This window comes from Actinophytocola sp., assembly GCF_036402745.1.
GTDB lineage: Bacteria > Actinomycetota > Actinomycetes > Mycobacteriales > Pseudonocardiaceae > Actinophytocola.
Window position 1 is genome coordinate 45741 of record NZ_DASWSJ010000245.1, and the last position, 18648, is coordinate 64388.

16 protein-coding genes and 3 tRNA genes are annotated in these 18648 nt (G+C 71.4%); 13 read left to right on the top strand and 6 right to left on the bottom strand.

What is annotated here, in order from left to right; all coding sequences use genetic code 11:
* Positions 1-20 precede the first annotated feature (20 nt).
* From VGD70_RS23205 to VGD70_RS23230, 6 genes are all read left to right on the top strand, one after another.
* The gene (locus tag VGD70_RS23205; RefSeq protein WP_331084704.1) at positions 21-1490 is read left to right on the top strand and encodes an aldehyde dehydrogenase family protein; all 1470 of its coding nucleotides are present in this window, start codon (positions 21-23) and stop codon (positions 1488-1490) included.
* Positions 1491-1533: 43 nt separating this feature from the next.
* Positions 1534-2577 (top strand): betaine/proline/choline family ABC transporter ATP-binding protein, encoded by a 1044-nt coding sequence (locus VGD70_RS23210; RefSeq protein WP_331084706.1) that lies wholly within the window; start codon positions 1534-1536, stop codon positions 2575-2577.
* Positions 2574-4595, top strand: coding sequence for an ABC transporter permease subunit (locus tag VGD70_RS23215; protein WP_331084708.1), 2022 nt, complete (start codon positions 2574-2576; stop codon positions 4593-4595). Before VGD70_RS23210 ends, VGD70_RS23215 begins: the two co-directional genes overlap by 4 nt.
* Positions 4592-5563 (top strand): ABC transporter substrate-binding protein, encoded by a 972-nt coding sequence (locus VGD70_RS23220; RefSeq protein WP_331084710.1) that lies wholly within the window; start codon positions 4592-4594, stop codon positions 5561-5563. Before VGD70_RS23215 ends, VGD70_RS23220 begins: the two co-directional genes overlap by 4 nt.
* 70 nt (positions 5564-5633) lie before the next feature.
* Entirely contained in the window at positions 5634-6545 is a 912-nt protein-coding gene (locus VGD70_RS23225) for an aminoglycoside phosphotransferase family protein (protein ID WP_331084712.1), read from the top strand.
* A gap of 116 nt (positions 6546-6661) precedes the next feature.
* A complete protein-coding gene (locus tag VGD70_RS23230; RefSeq protein ID WP_331084714.1) occupies positions 6662-7099 on the top strand; it encodes a hypothetical protein in 438 nt (145 codons plus the stop codon).
* Positions 7100-7147: 48 nt separating this feature from the next.
* On the opposite strand, the gene VGD70_RS23235 is transcribed toward VGD70_RS23230, so the two are convergent.
* The 3 genes from VGD70_RS23235 to VGD70_RS23245 are packed head-to-tail and all read right to left on the bottom strand — an operon-like array spanning position 7148 to position 10476.
* Entirely contained in the window at positions 7148-7657 is a 510-nt protein-coding gene (locus VGD70_RS23235; protein WP_331084716.1) for a DUF742 domain-containing protein, read from the bottom strand.
* A gap of 15 nt (positions 7658-7672) precedes the next feature.
* A complete protein-coding gene (locus VGD70_RS23240) occupies positions 7673-8101 on the bottom strand; it encodes a roadblock/LC7 domain-containing protein (protein WP_331084718.1) in 429 nt (142 codons plus the stop codon).
* A complete protein-coding gene (locus VGD70_RS23245) occupies positions 8098-10476 on the bottom strand; it encodes a nitrate- and nitrite sensing domain-containing protein (RefSeq protein WP_331084720.1) in 2379 nt (792 codons plus the stop codon). Before VGD70_RS23245 ends, VGD70_RS23240 begins: the two co-directional genes overlap by 4 nt.
* Before the next feature lie 297 nt (positions 10477-10773).
* Between VGD70_RS23245 and VGD70_RS23250 the strand changes: the two genes are divergently transcribed.
* The gene (locus VGD70_RS23250) at positions 10774-11169 is read left to right on the top strand and encodes a DUF485 domain-containing protein (RefSeq protein ID WP_331084722.1); all 396 of its coding nucleotides are present in this window, start codon (positions 10774-10776) and stop codon (positions 11167-11169) included.
* A complete protein-coding gene (locus tag VGD70_RS23255; RefSeq protein ID WP_331084724.1) occupies positions 11166-12779 on the top strand; it encodes a cation acetate symporter in 1614 nt (537 codons plus the stop codon). Before VGD70_RS23250 ends, VGD70_RS23255 begins: the two co-directional genes overlap by 4 nt.
* A 27-nt stretch (positions 12780-12806) precedes the next feature.
* On the opposite strand, the gene VGD70_RS23260 is transcribed toward VGD70_RS23255, so the two are convergent.
* Genes VGD70_RS23260 through VGD70_RS23270 form a run of 3 tightly spaced genes read right to left on the bottom strand, consistent with a single transcriptional unit; the run spans position 12807 to position 16102 of the window.
* Complete coding sequence (locus VGD70_RS23260; protein ID WP_331084726.1) at positions 12807-13859, bottom strand: alpha/beta hydrolase; 1053 nt, start codon at positions 13857-13859, stop codon at positions 12807-12809.
* Positions 13860-13870: 11 nt separating this feature from the next.
* Positions 13871-15127, bottom strand: a complete 1257-nt coding sequence (locus tag VGD70_RS23265; RefSeq protein WP_331084728.1) for a lipase — start codon at positions 15125-15127, stop codon at positions 13871-13873.
* 27 nt (positions 15128-15154) lie between these two features.
* Positions 15155-16102, bottom strand: a complete 948-nt coding sequence (locus tag VGD70_RS23270; protein ID WP_331084730.1) for an alpha/beta hydrolase — start codon at positions 16100-16102, stop codon at positions 15155-15157.
* A 408-nt stretch (positions 16103-16510) separates the two neighbouring features.
* On the opposite strand from VGD70_RS23270, the gene VGD70_RS23275 reads away from it, so the two are divergent.
* The 5 genes from VGD70_RS23275 to VGD70_RS23295 all read left to right on the top strand — a co-directional run.
* Positions 16511-16584: transfer RNA gene (locus VGD70_RS23275), tRNA-Arg, on the top strand.
* 10 nt (positions 16585-16594) lie between these two features.
* Positions 16595-16669 (top strand) — tRNA-Pro (locus tag VGD70_RS23280).
* Between the two features lie 8 nt (positions 16670-16677).
* A tRNA-Arg gene (locus VGD70_RS23285) sits at positions 16678-16748 on the top strand.
* Between the two features lie 442 nt (positions 16749-17190).
* Positions 17191-17712 (top strand): GtrA family protein, encoded by a 522-nt coding sequence (locus VGD70_RS23290; protein WP_331084732.1) that lies wholly within the window; start codon positions 17191-17193, stop codon positions 17710-17712.
* A 1-nt stretch (position 17713) separates the two neighbouring features.
* Positions 17714-18648: glycosyltransferase 87 family protein (locus VGD70_RS23295; RefSeq protein ID WP_331084733.1), on the top strand; the 935-nt coding region annotated here is incomplete at its 3' end.

An 18648-nucleotide genomic window follows, 5' to 3' on the forward strand; every position in this document is an offset into this window, starting at 1 on the left:
CGATCGTGAGGACAGTTCGCATGGCGGAGCTGTACATCGGGGGCGAGTGGCGGGAGCCGGCCGGCGGCGGTCGGCGGGACATCCGTTGCCCCGCCGACGGCAGCCTCGTCGCGACCGTCGCGGAGGCCACCGCCGCCGACACGGCGGCGGCGATTCTCGCGGCGCGCCAAGCCTTCGACGCCGGTGACTGGCCGGGCACGCCGGCCGGGCAGCGGGGCGCGCTGCTGCTGCGCGTCGCCGGCCTCCTCGAGCGCGACGCCAAGGACCTCGCCCGCGCGGAGTCGCTCGACACCGGCAAGCGGCTCGTCGAGAGCGAGTACGACATCGCCGACGTCGCGGCCTGCTTCCGTTACTACGGCGGCATCGCGGGCACCGACGCCGGCCGCGTGGTCGACACCGGCCGGGCCGACGCGCAGAGCCGCGTGGTGCACGAGCCGGTCGGCGTGTGCGGGCTCATCACGCCGTGGAACTACCCGCTGCTGCAGACGTCCTGGAAGGTCGCGCCCGCGCTCGCGGCCGGCAACACGTTCGTCCTCAAGCCCAGCGAGCTCACCCCGTCCACCGCGATCCTGCTCATGCGCCTGCTCGAGGAGGCGGGCCTGCCGGCCGGCGTGGCCAACCTCGTGCTGGGCGCCGGTCCCGAGGCGGGCGCGCCGCTGGCCGAGCACGACGCCGTCGACCTCGTGTCGTTCACCGGTGGCCTCGCGACCGGCCGGCAGGTCATGGCCGCCGCCGCGGGGACGGTGAAGAAGGTCGCGCTGGAGCTCGGGGGCAAGAACCCCAATGTGGTGTTCGCCGACGCCGACCTGCCCACCGCGATCGACTTCGCGCTGACCGCGGTGTTCCTGCACTCCGGCCAGGTCTGCTCGGCCGGCGCGCGGCTCGTGGTCGAGGACGCGGTCCACGACGAGGTGGTCGACGAGGTCGTCCGGCGCGCGCGGGACATCCGGCTCGGCGGACCGTTCGATGTGGACGCCGAGACAGGCCCGCTGATCTCCGCGGCGCACCGGGACAAGGTGTCGGCCTATGTGGACACCGGGGTCGCGGAGGGCGCGGTGCTGCGCTGCGGCGGCAGGCCACCCGGCGATCCGGCGCTGGGCAAGGGCTTCTACTACCTGCCAACGGTTCTGGACGAGTGCCACCAGGGCATGACCGTGGTGCACGAGGAGTCCTTCGGCCCGGTGCTCACCGTCGAGCGGTTCACCGGCGAGGACGACGCGGTGCGCATCGCCAACGACACCACCTACGGCCTCGCCGGCGCGGTGTGGACCCAGGACGCGGGAAAAGCACAGCGCGTCGCGGGAAGACTGCGGCACGGCACCGTATGGATCAACGACTACCACCCGTACGTCCCGCAGGCCGAGTGGGGCGGGTACGGCCGGTCCGGCCTCGGCCGTGAGCTCGGCCCGTCCGGGCTCGGCGAGTACCGCGAGACCAAGCACATCTGGCACACCATCGATCCGAAGCCGCAGTTCTGGTTCCACGCTTGAGGTTGGCGCGCGAACCATCGCTACAGTCCGAAAGGGGCCGGCCGTGACGACCAACGCCGATCCGGTGATCTCGGTCCGCGACCTGTGGAAGGTGTTCGGCCCCAAGGCCGAGCGAGTTGTCGGCGACCCCGGGCTGACCTCGCTGTCGCGCCGCGAGCTGCTGAGCAGAACCGGCTGCACGGCCGCGGTCCGCGAGGTCACCTTCGACGTCGCGCCCGGCGAGGTGTTCGTCGTGATGGGCCTGTCCGGCTCGGGGAAGTCCACGCTCGTGCGCTGCCTCACCCGGCTGATCGAGCCGACCGCCGGCGAGGTGACGTTCGAGGGCGAGGACATCCGGGCCGCGGACCAGAAGCGGCTGCGTGAGCTGCGCCGGCGCAAGTTCGCCATGGTGTTCCAGCACTTCGGCCTGCTCCCGCACCGCAGCGTCATCGAGAACGTCGCGTTCGGACTGGAGATCCGCGGCATCGGCAAGGCCGACCGCCGCCGCCGCGCCGGCGAGGTGATCGAGCTCGTCGGCCTCGCCGGCTACGAGCGCTCCTACCCCGACCAGCTCTCCGGCGGCATGCAGCAGCGGGTCGGCCTCGCCCGCGCGCTCGCCGTCGACCCGGACGTGCTGCTGTTCGACGAGCCGTTCTCCGCGCTCGACCCGCTGATCCGGCGGGACATGCAGCAGGAGGTCATCCGGCTGCACAACGAGGTCGGCAAGACGATGGTGTTCATCACCCACGACCTGTCCGAGGCGCTCAAGCTCGGCGACCGCATCCTCATCATGCGCGACGGCGACATGGTCCAGATCGGCACCGGCGACGAGCTCGTCGGCGCACCCGTCGACGGCTACGTCTCCGACTTCGTCCGCGACGTGTCCCGCGCGCACGTGCTCACCCTGCGCTGGATCATGCGTGAGCCCCGCGCCGACGACCCGCTCGACGGCCCCGAGTTCGCGCCGGACGTCGTGGTGCAGGAGGCGACCCGCGCGGTGCTCGCCGCCGAGCGGCCGGTCAAGGTGGTGGAGAACGGGGAACTGCTCGGCATCGTGGGCGACGAGGAGATCCTGGCGGTCATCGCCGCGCAGGAGACCGCGTCATGACCGCCGTCATCGCACCGCCCACCCGGGAACCGGTGCGGCTGACCGACCTCCCGCCGCGCCGGCCGGTGGGCCGGTGGATGCTGGTGGCCGGGATCCTCCTCGGCTGGCTGGTGCTCTGGCTCGTCTTCCGCGGCCGGGACACCCTCGACCTCGCCCAGTCCGCGCTCACCCCGCTGCACCGCTGGTTCAACGACCTCAACGACACCATCGGCGCCAGCCGCAACAGCAACCCGGTGTTCCTCTACTTCTTCAACGAGATCCGGCTCGCCGTCGACAACCTCGTCACCGGCATCCAGTACCTGATCTCCCAGCCGGTGCCCGGCCGCGGCGTGCCGCTGATCGGCTGGCTCGGCGTGGTCGCGATCGCCGGCTACGTCTCCTGGCTGTCCGGCAACGTCCGGGTCGCGCTCCTCGCCGTGGTCGGGTTCGTGTTCTTCGGCCTGCAGGGGCTGTGGCAGGAGAGCATGGACACGCTGGCGCTCACCGCCGCGGCCGTGCTCATCGCGCTGCTCATCGGCATCCCGCTCGGCATCTGGGCGGGGCTCTCGCCGCGGGTCGGCCGGGTGATCACGCCGGTGCTCGACTTCATGCAGACCATGCCCACGTTCGTCTACCTCGCGCCGCTGACGCTGTTCTTCCTCATCGGCCCGGCGTCGGCGACGATCGCGACGCTGATCTACGCGATGCCGCCGGCCGTGCGGATCACCGCGCACGCCATCGCCTCGGTGCCCGGGGCCAGCGTCGAGGCGGCCGACTCGCTCGGCGCCACCCGGTGGCAGACGCTGAGGAAGGTGTTGCTGCCGATGGCGAAGCGCACGATCGTGCTGGGCATCAACCAGACGATCATGGCCGCGCTCGCCATGGTGACGATCGCCGCGCTGATCGACGCGCCCGGCCTCGGCCAGACGGTGGTCAAGGCCCTGCAGTCGCTCGACGTCGGCACCGCGTTCAACGCGGGCCTCGCGATCGTGGTCATGGCGGTGGTGCTGGACCGGGTGACCACGGCGGCCGGCGCGCGCGCCGGGGAGCAGCTGCGGCACGCGCGCGGCCCGTCCCGGCTGCGCAGGCCGCTGTTGATCGGCGGCGGCGTCGTCGCGCTCGTCTGCGCGTACCTGTCCTACACCTACGTCTGGGCGGCGCGGTTCCCCGCCGAGGCCGACATCGGGCCGCGGATCACCCGGGCGGCCGAGCAGGTGACGCTGTGGGTGCAGGACAACTTCTCGGTGCTCACCAACGGGTTGCGCAACGCCGTCACCACCTCGGTGCTCAACCCGTTCGAGTCGCTGCTCACCGAGTCGCCGTGGTGGCTGATGTGCGCCGTGGTGATCGCGCTCGCCTACGTGCTGGGCGGGCCGCGCGCGGCCATCGTGTCGGCGGTGTGCCTCGGCCTGCTGATCGGCACCGGCGTGTGGGGCGACGCGATGACCACGCTGGCCTCGACGATCCTGGCCACGGTCGTGGTGATCGTGATCGGGGTGCTGCTGGGGGTCTGGATGGGCCGCAGCCGGCGGGTGGACCGGGTGCTGCGGCCGCTGCTGGACGCGGGGCAGACGATGCCGGCGTTCGTGTACCTGGTGCCGTTCGTCGCGTTGTTCGGCGCGTCCCGGTTCTCGGCGATCGTGGCGGCCGTCGTGTTCGCCGCGCCGGTGGTCATCAAGATCGTCGCGGACGGCATCCGCGGCGTGTCGGCGACGACCGTCGAGGCGGCGACCGCGGCGGGCGCGGGGACCTGGCAGACGATCGCGAAGGTGCAGCTGCCGATGGCGTCGCGCTCCCTGACGCTGGCGACGAACCAGGGCCTGATCTACGTGCTGTCGATGGTCGTGGTCGGCGGGCTGGTCGGGGCCGGCGCGCTGGGCTACGACGTCGTCGCGGGGTTCTCCCAGGGGCAGCTCTACGGCAAGGGGCTCGCGGCCGGGCTGGCGATCGTGCTGCTCGGCATCATGCTCGACCGAATCACGCAGGCCGCGGCCCGCCGGACCGCGAGCTCAACCCGAGGAGGAGGACGGTCACGATGACTACGAAGGTGCGTGGGACGGTGCTGCTCGCCGTGGCCGCTCTCACCCTCGCCGCGTGCAGTGGCGCGAAGGTGGGCGACAGCTCGAGTGGCGGCGGTGGTGGCGGCAAGAACTGCGGCGACTTCAACATCGCGATCAACCCGTGGGTCGGCTACGAGGCGGACGCGGCCGTGGTGGCGTACGTGGCGGCGACCGATCTCGGCTGCAACGTGACGAAGAAGGACCTCAAGGAGGAGGTCGCCTGGCAGGGCTTCGGCACCGGCGAGGTGGATGTCGTGCTGGAGAACTGGGGCCACGACGATCTGAAGAAGAAGTACATCGACAACCAGAAGACCGCCGTGCGCGTGGGCTCGACGGGCAACACGGGGACCATCGGCTGGTACGTGCCGCCGTGGATGGTCGAGCAGTACCCGGACATCACCGACTACAAGAACCTCGACAAGTACGCGGAGCTGTTCAAGACCTCGGAGTCCGGCAACCAGGGCCAGCTGCTCGACGGCGACCCGTCGTTCGTCACCAACGACGCGGCGCTGGTGAAGAACCTCGGGCTCAACTTCAAGGTGGTGTACGCGGGTTCCGAGGCCGCGCTGATCCAGTCGTTCCGGCAGGCGGAGAAGGACCGCAAGCCGATGCTGGGCTATTTCTACGAGCCGCAGTGGTTCCTGCTGGAGGTCCGGCTGAAGAAGGTCGACCTGCCGCCGTACAAGCCGGGCTGTGACGCGGACGCGGAGAAGGTCGCCTGCGACTACCCGCCCTACGACCTGGACAAGATCGCGAGCAAGAAGTTCGCCGACGCCGGCGGCCCCGCGTGGGACCTGGTGAAGAACTTCAAGTGGACCAACGACGACCAGAACCTGGTGGCCAAGTACATCGCGGTCGACAAGATGACCCCGGAGGACGCGGCCCAGAAGTGGGTCAAGGACAACCGCGACAAGGTGGACGCCTGGCTGAACAAGTCCTCGTCCTAGCCTCCCTGGCCGACCCGGCCGCCGTGCCCGTCGGCCGGACACTCGGCCACCACCGGGCAGAATGTCCCTCGTGTCGCATGTAGACGTGCCGCCCGCGTTGCGGCGCAACGTGCTGGAGTCCTGGGGCGCCGCGGGGGAGCGCTGGCTGGGTGAGCTGCCGGGGCTGCTCGACGCGGTCGTCGACGCGTGGTCGCTGGTGGTCGAGGCGCCGTACGTGCTGAGCTTCAACTGGGTGGCCGCGGTCCGCCGGGCGGACGGCTCCCCGGCGGTGCTCAAGCTCGGCGTGCCCTCGTCCGAGCACCTCGCCGAGGAGGCGGCCGCGCTCACCAGCTTCGCCGGCGCCGGCGCCGTCCGCCTGCTCGACCGCGACGCCGGCCGCGGCGCGCTGCTGCTGGAACGCGCCCACCCCGGCACGATGCTGCGCGACCTGGTCCCGGCGCGCGACGAGGAGGCCACGGCCGTCGCCGTCGGGATCCTGCGCCGGCTGCACGTCGAGCCAGCCGCCGGCGGGCCGCTGCCGGACCTGGTCCGCTACGGCGGCGCCTTCCGGCGGCTCCCGCGCGAGCACCCCCTCCTGCCGCGCCGGCTGGTGGACCGGGCGGACCGGCTCTTCGACGAGCTGTGCGCGACCGCGCCCGCGCGCGTGGTCCTGCACGGCGACCTGCACCACGGCAACATCCTGCGCGCCGGCCGCGAGCCGTGGCTGGCGATCGACCCGCACGGCGTCATCGGCGACCCCGGCTACGAGCTCGCCCCGCTGCTGTACAACCCGGATCCCCGCCACCGCGACGACGGCCTGCTCGCACTCGTCCCCGCGCGGCTCGAGCAACTGGCCGACGGCCTGGGCATCCCGCTCGACCGCGCGGTGGCGTGGGGCTTCGTCGGCTCGGTGCTGTCCGAGGTGTGGACCGCGGAAGGCGGCGGCACCCCCGGCGGCCGGCCCCTGGACGTGGCGCGGCTCCTGGAGCCTCGCCTGCCGTGACGACGATGCCGGGGAGCCGGTTGTGGGAGACCCGGGTGGAGGCGGCGCGTTCGCAGGTCAGGATCCAAGCCCTCCCCCTGGGAGGGGTCCCGGCCGGATCGCCGGACACTACTCGCGTGCCTGAGGAGGTCGTGGTGTCCAGTGTCGAGGAGATCCGCGCGGGCCGGCCGCCCGAGGTAGGTGTCGCGCGCGCCCTGTTGATCGTCGTCGTGGTGTTGTGGGTACCGGTCGCGGGCTACCTCTACGACTCGACGACCGTCGGCGTGGTGGTCCTGGCGATGTTCTTCGTGGTGTTCGGGTCGTTCGGCGCCGTGAAGGGCAGGCAGGCGGGCCGGCTCATGACGACGATCGCGCTCGCGGTGACCGCCCTGTTCCTGCTGCCGTACTGCTGGCTGGGCTTCCGCGACTCGAACCCGTACGGCTTCGCCTACGCGTTGCTGGACATCGCCGCGATGGTGCTGTCCGCGATCGCCATGTCGCTGCTGTACCACCCGAACAGCAACCGGTACCTCCACCTGGTCACCGTGGCCCGGCAGGCGGGCCGACCCGGCTGATGCCGACGGCGCCGGCCCCTGGAATGCGCGGGACAGCCGCCCGGGGCGTCAGCCGCGGAGGTTCGTCAGGCCGCGGCGGACGCGGTCCAGCAGCTCCAGGCCCGGCCGGTCGCCCGGCCCGGTCGGCGTGCGGTGCACGTCGATGAGCCCGAGGCCCGCCATGTCGTCCAGCAGGACGCGCACCACGCCGATCGGCAGGGACATCAGGGCGCCGATCTCCGCCACCGACATCGACCGGCGGCACAGGCGGGCCACCACCTGGTGCTCGCTGCGCAGCGTGTCCAGCCGGTCCTCGGCGCGCGCGGTGGTCGACACCAGCGTCTCGATCTCGAACTGCCAGCTCGACCGGGTCCGGCCGGCGGTCCAGGCGTACGCGCGGACGGCCGACGCGACCTCCTCGCTCGGGGTGTCGGCCGGCGGCGGCAGCGGCCGGCCGCTCACATACGGCAGCGGCTGGGGGTCGGGCGGGCGCGGCGGCGGCCGGCCGCCGCGGGTGATCCCGTTGAGCACGTCGGCGTAGGTCAGCTCCGCGGGCTCGGGACCGTCGTCGACACCCATGGCCACCACGCCGGCTCAGCTCGCGGCCAGCGCGGCTCGCAGCTGCGGGGTGAGGAGCTGCCCGACCTGGTCCACGAGCACCGTCATCTCGTACGCCACCTGCGAGATGTCACAGTCCCACGACGCCAGCACGGCCAGGCACGAGCCGTCCTTGATGGACGTGAGCAGCAGCGCGCCGTGGTCCATCTCCACGACCGCGCGGACGACCTCGTCGGCGCCGAGGCACTTCGCGGCACCGAGGTTGAGCGAGACGATGCCGGCGGCGATCGCGGACATCTGGGTGGCCCGGTCGAGGGGGAGCCGGGACGAGGAGGTGAGCAGCAGCCCGTCGACGGACACCACGATCGCGTGGGCCACTCCCGGGACGCTGTCGGCGAAGTTGTTGATCAGCCAGCCGAACCGCCCCACCGGGTGGGTGCCGTCGGACTTGCTCGCGACCGTCATGGGCTCGAGTTCCCCTTCCTGCTCTCCCCATCGCGAATTCCCGCCTGAAAGTTGCTCAGGAACCCCCGTGTTTTTGCGGCATCCCGGCGGACCGCCGGTGCCGGCCCGGGCTCCTGGACGGGGGTCGCGAGCAGCTGGCCCTTCGGCACCCGCTTCGGCAGCCCGGTCGGACCGGCCACCGAGTCGAGCACCGGGGGTGGCGCCACCGCGGCGTGCCGGGCGGCCGCCGCGGGCCGCTGCAGCCAGGTGAACCCGCTCGGCACCTGGGTCGCGGGCATGGGGGTGGCCTCGCCGTCGGCCGGCGTGTGCGCGGCGAACAGGATCGACGCGGGTGTGCTGGCCGCGGGGAGCACGGGCAGCCGCACGAAGATCCCCGCGGACTCCAGCCGCACGGCCACGCCGGCCGGCTCCACCGGCGAGCCCGGGGCGACCGCCGGCTCGCGTGGCGGGGGCACGGCCGCGCCCTCGGGCACGACCAGGTCGGCCGGCACCAGGATCGACGCGCACAGCCCACCCTCGTCGCGCACCATCAGCCGCACCCGCATGCTGTGCCGGCTCGTCAGCCGGCCCACGACGAACAACCCCATCTGCCGGGAGATCGGCACGTCCACCCCGCCACCCGCGGCGACCCGGTGGTTGGCCTCGGTCAGCTCCGCCTCGCCCATCCCGACGCCCAGATCCAGGATGTCGATCAGCACGGCGCCGTGGTCGAGCAGCCGGCTCGTGATGACGACCTCGCTGTCGGGCGGGGAGAACGCGGTCGCGTTCTCGATCAGCTCGGACACCGACCGGATCAGGTCGCCGGCCGCGTAGCCGATGATCCTGGCGTTGGGCGCGGAGCGGATGACCGCGCGCTCGTAGTGCTCCACCTCGGAGACCGCCGCGCGCAGCACGTCGGCCACCGGCAGCGGCTCGGTGAACCGGCGGCCCAGCACCGTGCCGGACAGCACCATCAGGTTCTCGTTGTTGCGCCGCATCCGGGTAGCGAGGTGGTCGATCTTGAACAGGTCACCCAGCTGGTCGGGGTCGTCGGTCTTCTGCTCCAGCTGCTCCATCAGCCGCAGCTGCCGCTCCACCAGGCCTTGGCTGCGCCGGGACAGGTTCAGGAAGATGCTGCTGAGGTTGCTGCGCAGGCCCGCCTCCTCGGCCGCCGAGCGCACCGCCTGGCCGTGGACCGCGTCGAACGCGCGCGCCAGCTGGCCGAACTCCTCGGTGGTGTGCAAGGGAACCGGGTCGATCGCGACCCGCGCCGCCGCACCCGCCCGGATGCTCGCCACCGCGGCCGGCAGCCGGTTGGTCGCCACGTCCAGCGCCGTGCGGCGCAGCAGGCTGACCGAGCGCAGCAGGTACCGGCCGAGCACGCCGCCGACGCCGGCCGCGAGCAGCACCATCGTGAGCAGCAGCACCGAAGCCACGCCCGCGCGGTTGCCCGCGGAGTCGGCCAGCCGGGCCGAGTCGGCCCGCAGCTTGGCCGCGCCCTGCCCGGTGACGTCGGCGTAGAGCGCGGTGGTGGCGTTGGACGTCGCGTTCCACTCGTCGAGGGTGAACCCCGGCGCAGGGCCGGGGGTGCGGGCGGCGAGTACGAGCAACCGCCGCTGGGCGACGTCCGGTCCGGTCACGGTGTTCTCGTAGCGGTCGAGCAGCGGGCGCGGGGCCACCGCGCGGAAGTCGCTGACGTTGTCTTCCAGCCGGACATCCGCCTCGATCATCAGCTGCCGCTCGGACTCCGACAGCGCGTTGTCCCGCATGGCGAGCAGGCCGAGCGCCTGCTGCAGGCTCACCTGCTCGCGGGCCGCCTGCAGCTCGTTGAGCGCGATCGAGCTGCTGGTCAGGTCCTCGTCGGGGAACCGGCCGACGAGCGCGCGGTCGAACTCGAGCACCGCGTTGGTCACCGCGTCGTAGGAGCTGAGCACGACGAGCCCGTCGGCGCCGGCGGCCACCTGACCGCGCGCGTAGGGCAGCAGGTCCAGCGCGCCGATCAGGTTGCGGTAGCGCTGGGTGGCGTTGTCGCCCAGGTTCGGCGTCTGCCGGATCAGCCCGTTCGCCGTGGTGAGCGTCGAGTCGGTGACCGCGGCGGGCCGCTTCAGGTCCGGGCGCCGGCGCATCGCCTCGTTGCGTTCGTCCTGAATGGACGAAAGGACGCCGACGAGCTGCACGCGTACGTTGGCGATGCGCTCGATGCCGGCATAGGAGCCGGCCAGCGCGACGTCGGCCTGCACCCGCAGGACGCCGAGCACCAGGGCGCCGACGACGGGAACCACCAGCACCACGCTCAGCTTGACGAGCAGCGGCCAGTTACGCCATTGCACCGCGGTGGACCACCACGCGCCGCGAGAGCCGGCCGAGTCGACGAAAGCCCCGCCGATCGCGTTCACGAGATGCACCTCACGCGAGCTCCTCCCGCCGTGACGGGCCGGCACGACAATTGTGCCTAGTAAACTTAGGGACGCGGTGACAGTGTGTACAAGAGCCGATTACGCCACCGGATGAGCACGCTCCGTTGCGCACCCGGGAGTGGCGAACAGATCGCCTGATATCGCAAGATCCGGTTTCTTTCGAACCAATGGGTCCCTTGACTCCGACGCGACGATGGCTACGCTTCGACGCTGCGCCTGCCGGCCGCCCGACCGGCGCCCTCGAATTCGTCGCGAACGGGAGCTGTGATGACCGGGATGTCGTCCTTTGCGCGCGCACCCGAAATTGAGACCCACACCGCGTTCGAGCCGGGTCGGGGCGACGAGGCCGGCGCCGACTGGGGCAACCCGGACTTCGCCGCGATCCGTGATTCACCGGAGTTCGTCGCCGTCCGCCGGCGCCTGGTCCGGTTCGTGTTCCCGGCCGCGGCGGGGTTCTTCTGCTGGTACCTGACCTACGTGCTGCTGGCGGCGTACGTGCCGGAGCTCATGGGCCACCAGCTGTTCGGCAGCGTGACCGTCGGGCTCGTGCTCGGCCTGTCCCAGTTCGTCACCACGGTCGTGATCATGCTGCGGTACACGCGTTTCATGCGCCGAACGATCGATCCGCAGGTGGCGGCCCTGCGTGCGCGGGCGGGTGCGCCGCGATCATGACCTTTGCCTCGGATTCCGGGCTGACGCTCGCCGCCTCGGCGACGGGTGAGCCGGTGCTCAATGTCAGCATCTTCCTCGTCATCGTCGCGGTCACGTTGTTCGTCGTTTACCGGGTCAGCAGCAGGAATACGTCGGCGGCCGACTACTACGCGGCCGGCGGCGCCTTTTCCGGCGGGCAGAACGGTGTGGCGCTGTCCGGTGACTACCTTTCCGCCGCGTCCTTTCTCGGGGTCGCCGGCGCGATCGCGATACAGGGTTATGACGGCTTTCTCTTCTCGATCGGGTTTCTCGTCGCCTGGCTGATCCCGCTGCTGCTGATCGCCGAGCGGTTCCGCAACGTCGGCCGGTTCACGATGGGTGACGTGGTGAGCTTCCGGATGCGGCAGCGACCGGTGCGGGCGGCGGCCGCGAACGCGACCCTCGTGATCTCCGCGTTCTACCTGCTCGCGCAGATGGCCGGCGCGGGCGTGCTCGTCGCATTGCTACTGGACATTCGGTCCACCGGCGGCCAGGCACTGGTGATCATCGGCGTCGGCGCGATCATGATCTTCTACGTGCTGGTCGGCGGCATGAAGGGCACCACCTGGGTGCAGATCATCAAGGCCACCCTGCTGCTCGTCTGCGTGGTCCTGATGAGCGTGTTCATCATCGGCAAGTTCGGCTTCAACCTCACCACCCTGCTCGACCGGGCGGCCAGCAACAACGCGCTCGGCGACGCGGTGCTCCAGCCCGGCGCCCAGTACGGGAAGACGGGCACGACCAAGCTCGACTTCGTGTCGCTGGCCCTCGCGCTCGTGCTCGGCACGGGCGCGCTGCCGCACGTGCTGATGCGCTTCTACACGGTGCCCGACGCCTACCAGGCGCGCCGGTCGGTCGTGTCGGCCACCTGGGCGATGGTGGCGTTCTACCTGTCCACGCTGGTCCTCGGCTACGGCGCGAGCGCGATCGTCGGGTCCGACGCGATCCTGTCCGCGCCGGGCGGGGCGAACTCGGCGGTGCCGCTGCTGGCGTTCGCCATCGGCGGCACGGTGCTGCTGGCGATCGTGGCCGCGGTGGCGTTCACGACGATCCTGGCGGTGGTCGCCGGCCTCACGCTCACCGCGTCCGCGTCGTTCGCGCACGACGTCTACGCCACCGTCGTCAAGCACGGCCGGCCGAAGGCGGGTGCCGAGGTGCGGGTGGCGCGGACGACCGCGGTGGTGATCGGCTGCCTGTCGATCGCCGGCGGCATCCTCGCGATCGGGCAGAACATCGCGTCGCTGGTGGCGCTCGCGTTCGCGCTGGCCGCGTCCGCGAACCTGCCGACGATCCTCTACACGCTGTTCTGGCGGCGGTTCAACAACACCGGCTCGCTGCTCTCGATCTACGGCGGGCTCGGCTCGTGCCTGCTGCTGATCGTGTTCTCGCCGGTGTTCTCCGGCGCCAGCACGTCGATCGTCAAGGGCGCCGACTTCCACCTGTTCCCGCTCAACAACCCCGGCATCGTGTCGATCCCGCTGTCGTTCCTGCTCGGCTACCTCGGCACGATGCTCGGCCGCGACCGCGCGGACGGCCCGCGCTCCGACGAGCTCGAGGTCCGCTCCGTCACCGGCATCGGCGCCACCCGATAAGGGTCGTGCGGCACGCTCTTCTGGGCGCTAGCCCTTCGCCAGGATCTCGCGCAGTGCCGTGTTGAACTCCGCCGGCTTCTCCAGGTGCGGGCTGTGCCCGGCGTCGTCGATCACGACCTCGTCGTAGGTGCCGCCCTCCGCCGCGTAGCGGTCCAGCACCGCGCGGGTCTGGGCGATCATCGGCTGCGGCGGGTGGGTCCGCGCGCCCGGCCAGTCCGGCAGGGCGCCCAGCGCGCCGAGGTTCGCCAGGTCGAACACCGACGTGTCGGACACGATCTGGTCGTCCGCCCCGCGGATCCAGCGGATCGGCGGCTTCGGCGTGATCGTGTGCAGGTCGTCGAGGCGAAAATGCGTCGGGGCCATCGTGTTCAGCACGCCCCGCCCGCCCGGCGCGACGCCCGGCCAACCGGAAGACGGCACCATGTCGCCGGGATAATGGTCATCGCCGATGCGGGTGCTCAGCATCGACTCGACGAAGACGTCCGCCAACGAGGGCTTGAACGGCGGCTTCACGTAGAACGACAGCATCACCTGCCGCGGCGACAGCGGCGAGTCCGCCGACCGGTCGCCCTCGCGCAGCAGCCGCACGAAGTCCGGGTTCGCCGCGCCGCCGCCGGCGCCCGTGCCCGCCTCGTCCAGCAGCTCGCCGTCGACACCCCGGGTGCCGCCGAACCCGTACGGCGACACGGGGTTCATCAGCGTCACCGTGCGCACCGACCCGGCGAAGTCACGCAGCAGCTGCAGCACCACCCCGCCACCCATGCTCCAGCCGACCAGGTGCACCGGCCCCAGCCCGAGGGCCTCGACCACCCCGGCGACATCGTCCGAGTAGTCCCGCACGCCCCGGGTGGCGTCGACGGGCAGCGGGTCGGTGTCGCCGAAGCCGCGGAGGTCCACCGCCAGCGGGCGGTACGCCGGCGGCAGGTCGAGCATCGCCTGCTGCCAGAACAGGCTCGACGACACGTTGCCGTGCACGAACACCACGGGCGTGCCGGACCGCCCGCCGATCTCGAGGACGTTCACCGTGAGCCGGTCGGTCGCCACGGTGCGGGCGGTGATCCCGGTGAGCAGCTGCGCCATGGTCGGTCCTTTCAGGACAGCCAGCCCGCCACGGTCGACATGACCGTGGTCGCCCAGCCGAGTTGGAGATGGTTCGCCGACGACACCAGGGTGGTCGCGCCGACCGTGGTGACGCCGGTCGTGTCCAGCGCGCTCGCGACGAACACCACGCCGTCGCTCGGGCCGCGGGTCTCGTTCCAGATGCCCACGATCGACGGCGAGCCGCCGGCGAGGAGGTACACCGGCACGCTCGCCGGCGTCGGCGCGGCCTGGATCCGCGCGATGAGCGAGCCGGCGTTGATCGCGGCCTGGATGCCCGGGCCGTCGGTGTAGACGCCCTGCCCGCCGTAGTAGGTCGTGTACCAGTCCTGTGTGGACGTGTTCACCCCGAACGTGCCGTCCCACCGGGCAAGCATCTGCCGCTGGCCGGGGTAGGCGTCGTAGCCGCCGGCCGGCGTGATCGACAGCTCCGGGTGGTAGGTGTAGGTCCCGTAGCAGGTCATCCGCGTGTGCGGGCTCGGCGCGTTGACCGCCCCGCCGCACTCGGGCCAGATCGAGAAGTCGTGCGCCCAGCCGTGCGCGAACGGGTAGTCGTAGCCGCCGTTGGGGCCACCGAGCGTGACGAGCCGGCGGACGTCGCCCGCGTAGGACCGGCCCCACGACGGCTTGACCGACGCCACGTACATCCGCGCCGACATCATGCCCTTGCTCCAGCCGACCACGTCGACCGAGCCGACCCCGAGCCGCGACTTGATGATCGCGATCGCGTCGCCGACCTGTTGCGCCTGCTGGAGGTTGTCGCCCTGCTTGTGCGCGAAGCCGATCGCGAACACCCGGTGCCCGCGCGAGCTGAGGTACTGCATCAGCCCGGTCGACGGGCACGTCGACGAGCCGCAGCCGAAGCCGCCGGACTCGTTCGGGTTGGCCCAGGCGCGGTCGGGGTTGTCGTTGGCGCCGTGCACGAGCAGCACGGGCGTGGGCTTGCTGCCGGTGTTCCAGCCGGGTGCCGAGTACAGCAGGAACCGCGACGACGACGGCCTGGCCACGTCGCCGAAGAACGTGCGCCGCTGCCCGTCCTGGTCGCCGCGGCCGTCCGGCGGGTACTGCTCGTCGTGGAAGCCGGCCGTGGTGTCGCGGTAGCGGTCCACACCGGACCATCCATTCGCGACAGTCGAGTACGTCGCCTCCTTGGTCAGGTAGGCCGGGTCGGCCGCGACCGGGCCGGCCGGGACCAGCAGGCCGGCGGCGACCGTGACGACGGTCAGCGCGGCCGCGAGATGTCTGCGCATGCGGTCTCCTCGTTGAGACTCGTGGAGTCAGGCGAGCTCGGCGACGACCGCCGCCGCGCCGGCGTCGCCGAACAGGATCGTGTAGTGGTTGGTGCCGGGGATGGTCTTGACCGCGAGCCCGGCGAGCTGGTCGGGGTCGGGGTAGAGCGGGGTCGGTTCGTCGAACATCCCGCGCTCGGCGCGCAGGAACGGGGTGCCGGCGGGCAGCGCCGCGAACGCCGCGCGGCCGGCCGCGCCGGTGTGCAGGTCGGCGAAGTCGCTGCGCATGGCCTCCTCGGAGACGCGGCTGCGCAGCTGGTCGCCCGCACCGGTCAGGTCGTAGTCCACATAGGCCTCGATGGCCGGGGACCAGTCGGCGAACGCCGGGTGGGCGCGCCAGAAGTCGCGGTAGGACTCCTTGCTGGGAAACCGCATCCGCAGCCGCCGCGCCGCGGGGCCGAGACCTTCGTCGGGGTCGTCGACCGGGGCCAGCGGCGCGCCGCCGTCGACGAGCACGAGCCGCGCGACGCGGTCGGGGTGGCGGTGGGTGAGCACGGAGGCGACGAACCCGCCCATCGAGTGCCCCACGACCGTGGCCGCGTCGACGCCGAGCGCGTCGAGGACGGCGACACAGTCCTCGGCGTGCGCGGCCATCCCGTACGGCCCCGGCAGGCCGCCGCTGCCCCCGCGCCCGCGCAGGTCAGGTGCCACGACCGGCCGTTCCAGACGGCCCGCAACCTCGACCCACGCCATGCTCGACGCGGTGATCCCGTGGATGGCCAGCACCGGCGGCCCGGCCGCGAGGTCACCCCAGACCGCGACGGTCAGGTCGCCGCCGGTGACGGGGACGCGGACGTGGGACGGGTTGGCGGGCACGGCCACCTCCGCGGGCGCGACGTTGGGAACCGGATCGTCGCCAATCGGCGGCCGGTCGGCAAGGTGGCGGCCCACCACCCCGGTGGGGCCGGCCATGTGGTCCGCCCACACACCGGGCATTTCCCCGAATTGGCGATAAATGATTGACGGTGCGCCGGCCGTGCGACATGATTGATTCGAACGACGACGAAGGGATTGTCATGACGGGCAGGTGGAGGCGACAGGCGCACCGCCGACACGGCGTTGTGCTCGCTGCCGTGTGCTCGTGGCAGCACCCCGCCGAGCGGCCGTTCGGCAGCGCGGGCTCCCCGCCGTGACCAGCGCATAGGTCACGACCAGGGAGCCGCCCATCGGGAGACCGATCCGGGCGGCTCTTCCATTTCGCATGCCTTTCATATCGGCGTCGGCAATTGCGCCGGTGCTTTTCGCGCGCCTTTTCCGGTGCGTTTTGCTGGTTGACAACTCCACAGCGGAGCAGACATTCCGTCCGCCTCGTCGCTGCCCCGAGGCGCGGCCGGGCGGACACCATGCCCTGTAGCTCAGCTGGACAGAGCGCGCCGCTACGACCGGCGAGGTCCCAGGTTCGAGTCCTGGTAGGGCAGCGTGTGCCACCGGGTGCGAGGGAGACGGCAACCCATCCGCTTCGGGAGCGGAAGACACCGCGTTCGACTCGCGGGCGCCCGACCATGGCGACACCCCTGTGGTCCAACGGAAAGGACACCGGCGTCCGAAGCCGGAGAAGCGGGTTCGACTCCCGCCGGGGGCACCGATGACCCCGTCTGCTCCGCTGTGGAGACCCATGTGCCGACGACCCCGGAGGGGGAGCGCGTGGTGTCGAGGAAGATCCCATCGCGGCGCCCGGCTCGGCGGCGGAGAGGTGGGCTCTTGAGCATTTTCGGAGAACATCGCCGCCGTCACGCGGTCTTATGATCCTGTTGGGCCTCGGTGAGGAGTGGCGAATGGATAGGCGACTACCCGCGCGACAGCCTTGGCCCAGCGAAGAAGCCGCCCACCCGGATGCGTCCCCGAGATCGCCCGCGCGGCGCACTGTCCATTCGGGACACGATCCTCCGTGTGCACCGGACTGGACACGTTGATTCCGCTGGCGGCTCGCTCGCCGCCGGCCGTTCGGACATCGCCATCGGCTCGCGACCGGCGCGCGGGGGCGCGCACGGTTCGCCGCGCCAAGCGGGTGCTCGAGGTTCCCAATGGACTGGGTGGACGACGTGGACATAGCCGAAAAGCCGCCGCGGCCCGAGCCCACGCCGACCCAGCCCGATGCCGTGCCACCCGAACGGGACGTGTCGCGCCTGCGCCACCTGGTGATGTTCTGCGTGGTCGGATTCGTGGCCGCCGTGATCACGCTGACCCTCTACACCGTCTTTCGCACCTGGTGGCCGCCGCTGGTCGCCAACCTGCTCGCGGTGACGTTGAGCACCCTGTTCAATGCGGAGGCCAACCGGCGGTTCACCTTTCGGGACCGGTCCCGGTCGCCCGCACTCGAACACGCGCAGGCCTTCGTGGTGTTCGGCTTGTACTGCGGGGTGACCTCCGGCGCGCTGCTCGTGCTGCACACCGTGGCCGACCGTCCACCCCGATGGGCCGAGCTCGTGGTGCTCCTGGCCTCGTCCGGCATCGGCACCCTCGGGCGGTTCGTCCTGCTGACCACCTGGGTCTTCCCGCCGCGGCCAGGTCCACACCCGCCGTCCAGCACCGTAAGGAATCGTTGACATGATCACGACAGCTGTCTCCGAACATCCCGTGACGGCACCGAATCGCCTCTCGACCGGAGTCGTGATCGCCGCGGTCGCGATCGCGGCGGCCGTGACGGCGGTCGTGGTCTTCGGCATCATGCAACGCGACCCGATCTGGCTGCTCGAACCCGATTTCAGGGTTTACCACATGGGCGCCTCGGCCGTGCTGAGCGGAGTCTCTCCCTACGACGTCGCGACCATAGAGGGCTATCCGTTCACGTACCCGCCCTTCGCCGCGCTGGTGCTCGCCCCGCTGGGACTGCTGAACGTCCACTTCGCGTTCGCCGTGTGGACCTTCGTCAACGTGCTCGCGCTCGAGGCCGCGATCTGGATCGCCCTCGGGCTGGTGGACCCGGAGTCGCGGGTGCGGCGAGCGAGGTTCGCCGTCCTGGCCATGGCGGCCGCACTGCCCATGGCCCCGGTGCTGCTCAATTTCAGCGTCGGTCAGATCAACGTGCTACTCATGCTCCTGGTCCTCGCCGACCTGGCCCGCCGGCCCGGCCGCTCTCAGGGCATCGGCATCGGGATCGCGGCGGGGATCAAGCTGATCCCGCTCATCTTCATCGTCTACTTTCTGGTCACCGGCCGGATTCGCGCCGCCCTCGTAGCCGCGGCGACCTTCGTGGCCACGGTGCTCGTTGGCTTTCTCGTGTTGCCGGGCCCGTCGGCCCGCTGGCTGGGTGGGCTGGTGCTGGACGTCGGGCGGATGATGACACCGGGCGCCGCACCCTTCAACCAATCGATGCGCGGCGTGCTCGCGCACTTGCCCGGGGTGCTACAGACCCAGTGGCTCTGGCTGACGCTGGCGATCGTCGTTGGCCTTGCCGGGCTGGCGATCTCGGCATGGGCCAGCCGGCGGGGCATGGAAGCTGCCGGCATTTTCGCCTGCGTGGTGACCAGCCTGCTGATCTC

Bases quoted from the DNA above. Each gene is read 5' to 3' on its own strand.
- VGD70_RS23270 (WP_331084730.1), bottom strand. From the start codon at position 16,102: ATGCCCGGTGTGTGGGCGGACCACATGGCCGGCCCCACCGGGGTGGTG.
- VGD70_RS23240 (WP_331084718.1), bottom strand. From the start codon at position 8,101: ATGACGGTCGCGAGCAAGTCCGACGGCACCCACCCGGTGGGGCGGTTC.
- VGD70_RS23255 (WP_331084724.1), top strand. From the start codon at position 11,166: ATGACCTTTGCCTCGGATTCCGGGCTGACGCTCGCCGCCTCGGCGACG.
- VGD70_RS23265 (WP_331084728.1), bottom strand. From the start codon at position 15,127: ATGCGCAGACATCTCGCGGCCGCGCTGACCGTCGTCACGGTCGCCGCC.
- VGD70_RS23260 (WP_331084726.1), bottom strand. From the start codon at position 13,859: ATGGCGCAGCTGCTCACCGGGATCACCGCCCGCACCGTGGCGACCGAC.
- VGD70_RS23235 (WP_331084716.1), bottom strand. From the start codon at position 7,657: ATGGGTGTCGACGACGGTCCCGAGCCCGCGGAGCTGACCTACGCCGAC.
- VGD70_RS23220 (WP_331084710.1), top strand. From the start codon at position 4,592: ATGACTACGAAGGTGCGTGGGACGGTGCTGCTCGCCGTGGCCGCTCTC.
- VGD70_RS23215 (WP_331084708.1), top strand. From the start codon at position 2,574: ATGACCGCCGTCATCGCACCGCCCACCCGGGAACCGGTGCGGCTGACC.
- VGD70_RS23290 (WP_331084732.1), top strand. From the start codon at position 17,191: ATGGACTGGGTGGACGACGTGGACATAGCCGAAAAGCCGCCGCGGCCC.
- VGD70_RS23250 (WP_331084722.1), top strand. From the start codon at position 10,774: ATGTCGTCCTTTGCGCGCGCACCCGAAATTGAGACCCACACCGCGTTC.
- VGD70_RS23205 (WP_331084704.1), top strand. From the start codon at position 21: ATGGCGGAGCTGTACATCGGGGGCGAGTGGCGGGAGCCGGCCGGCGGC.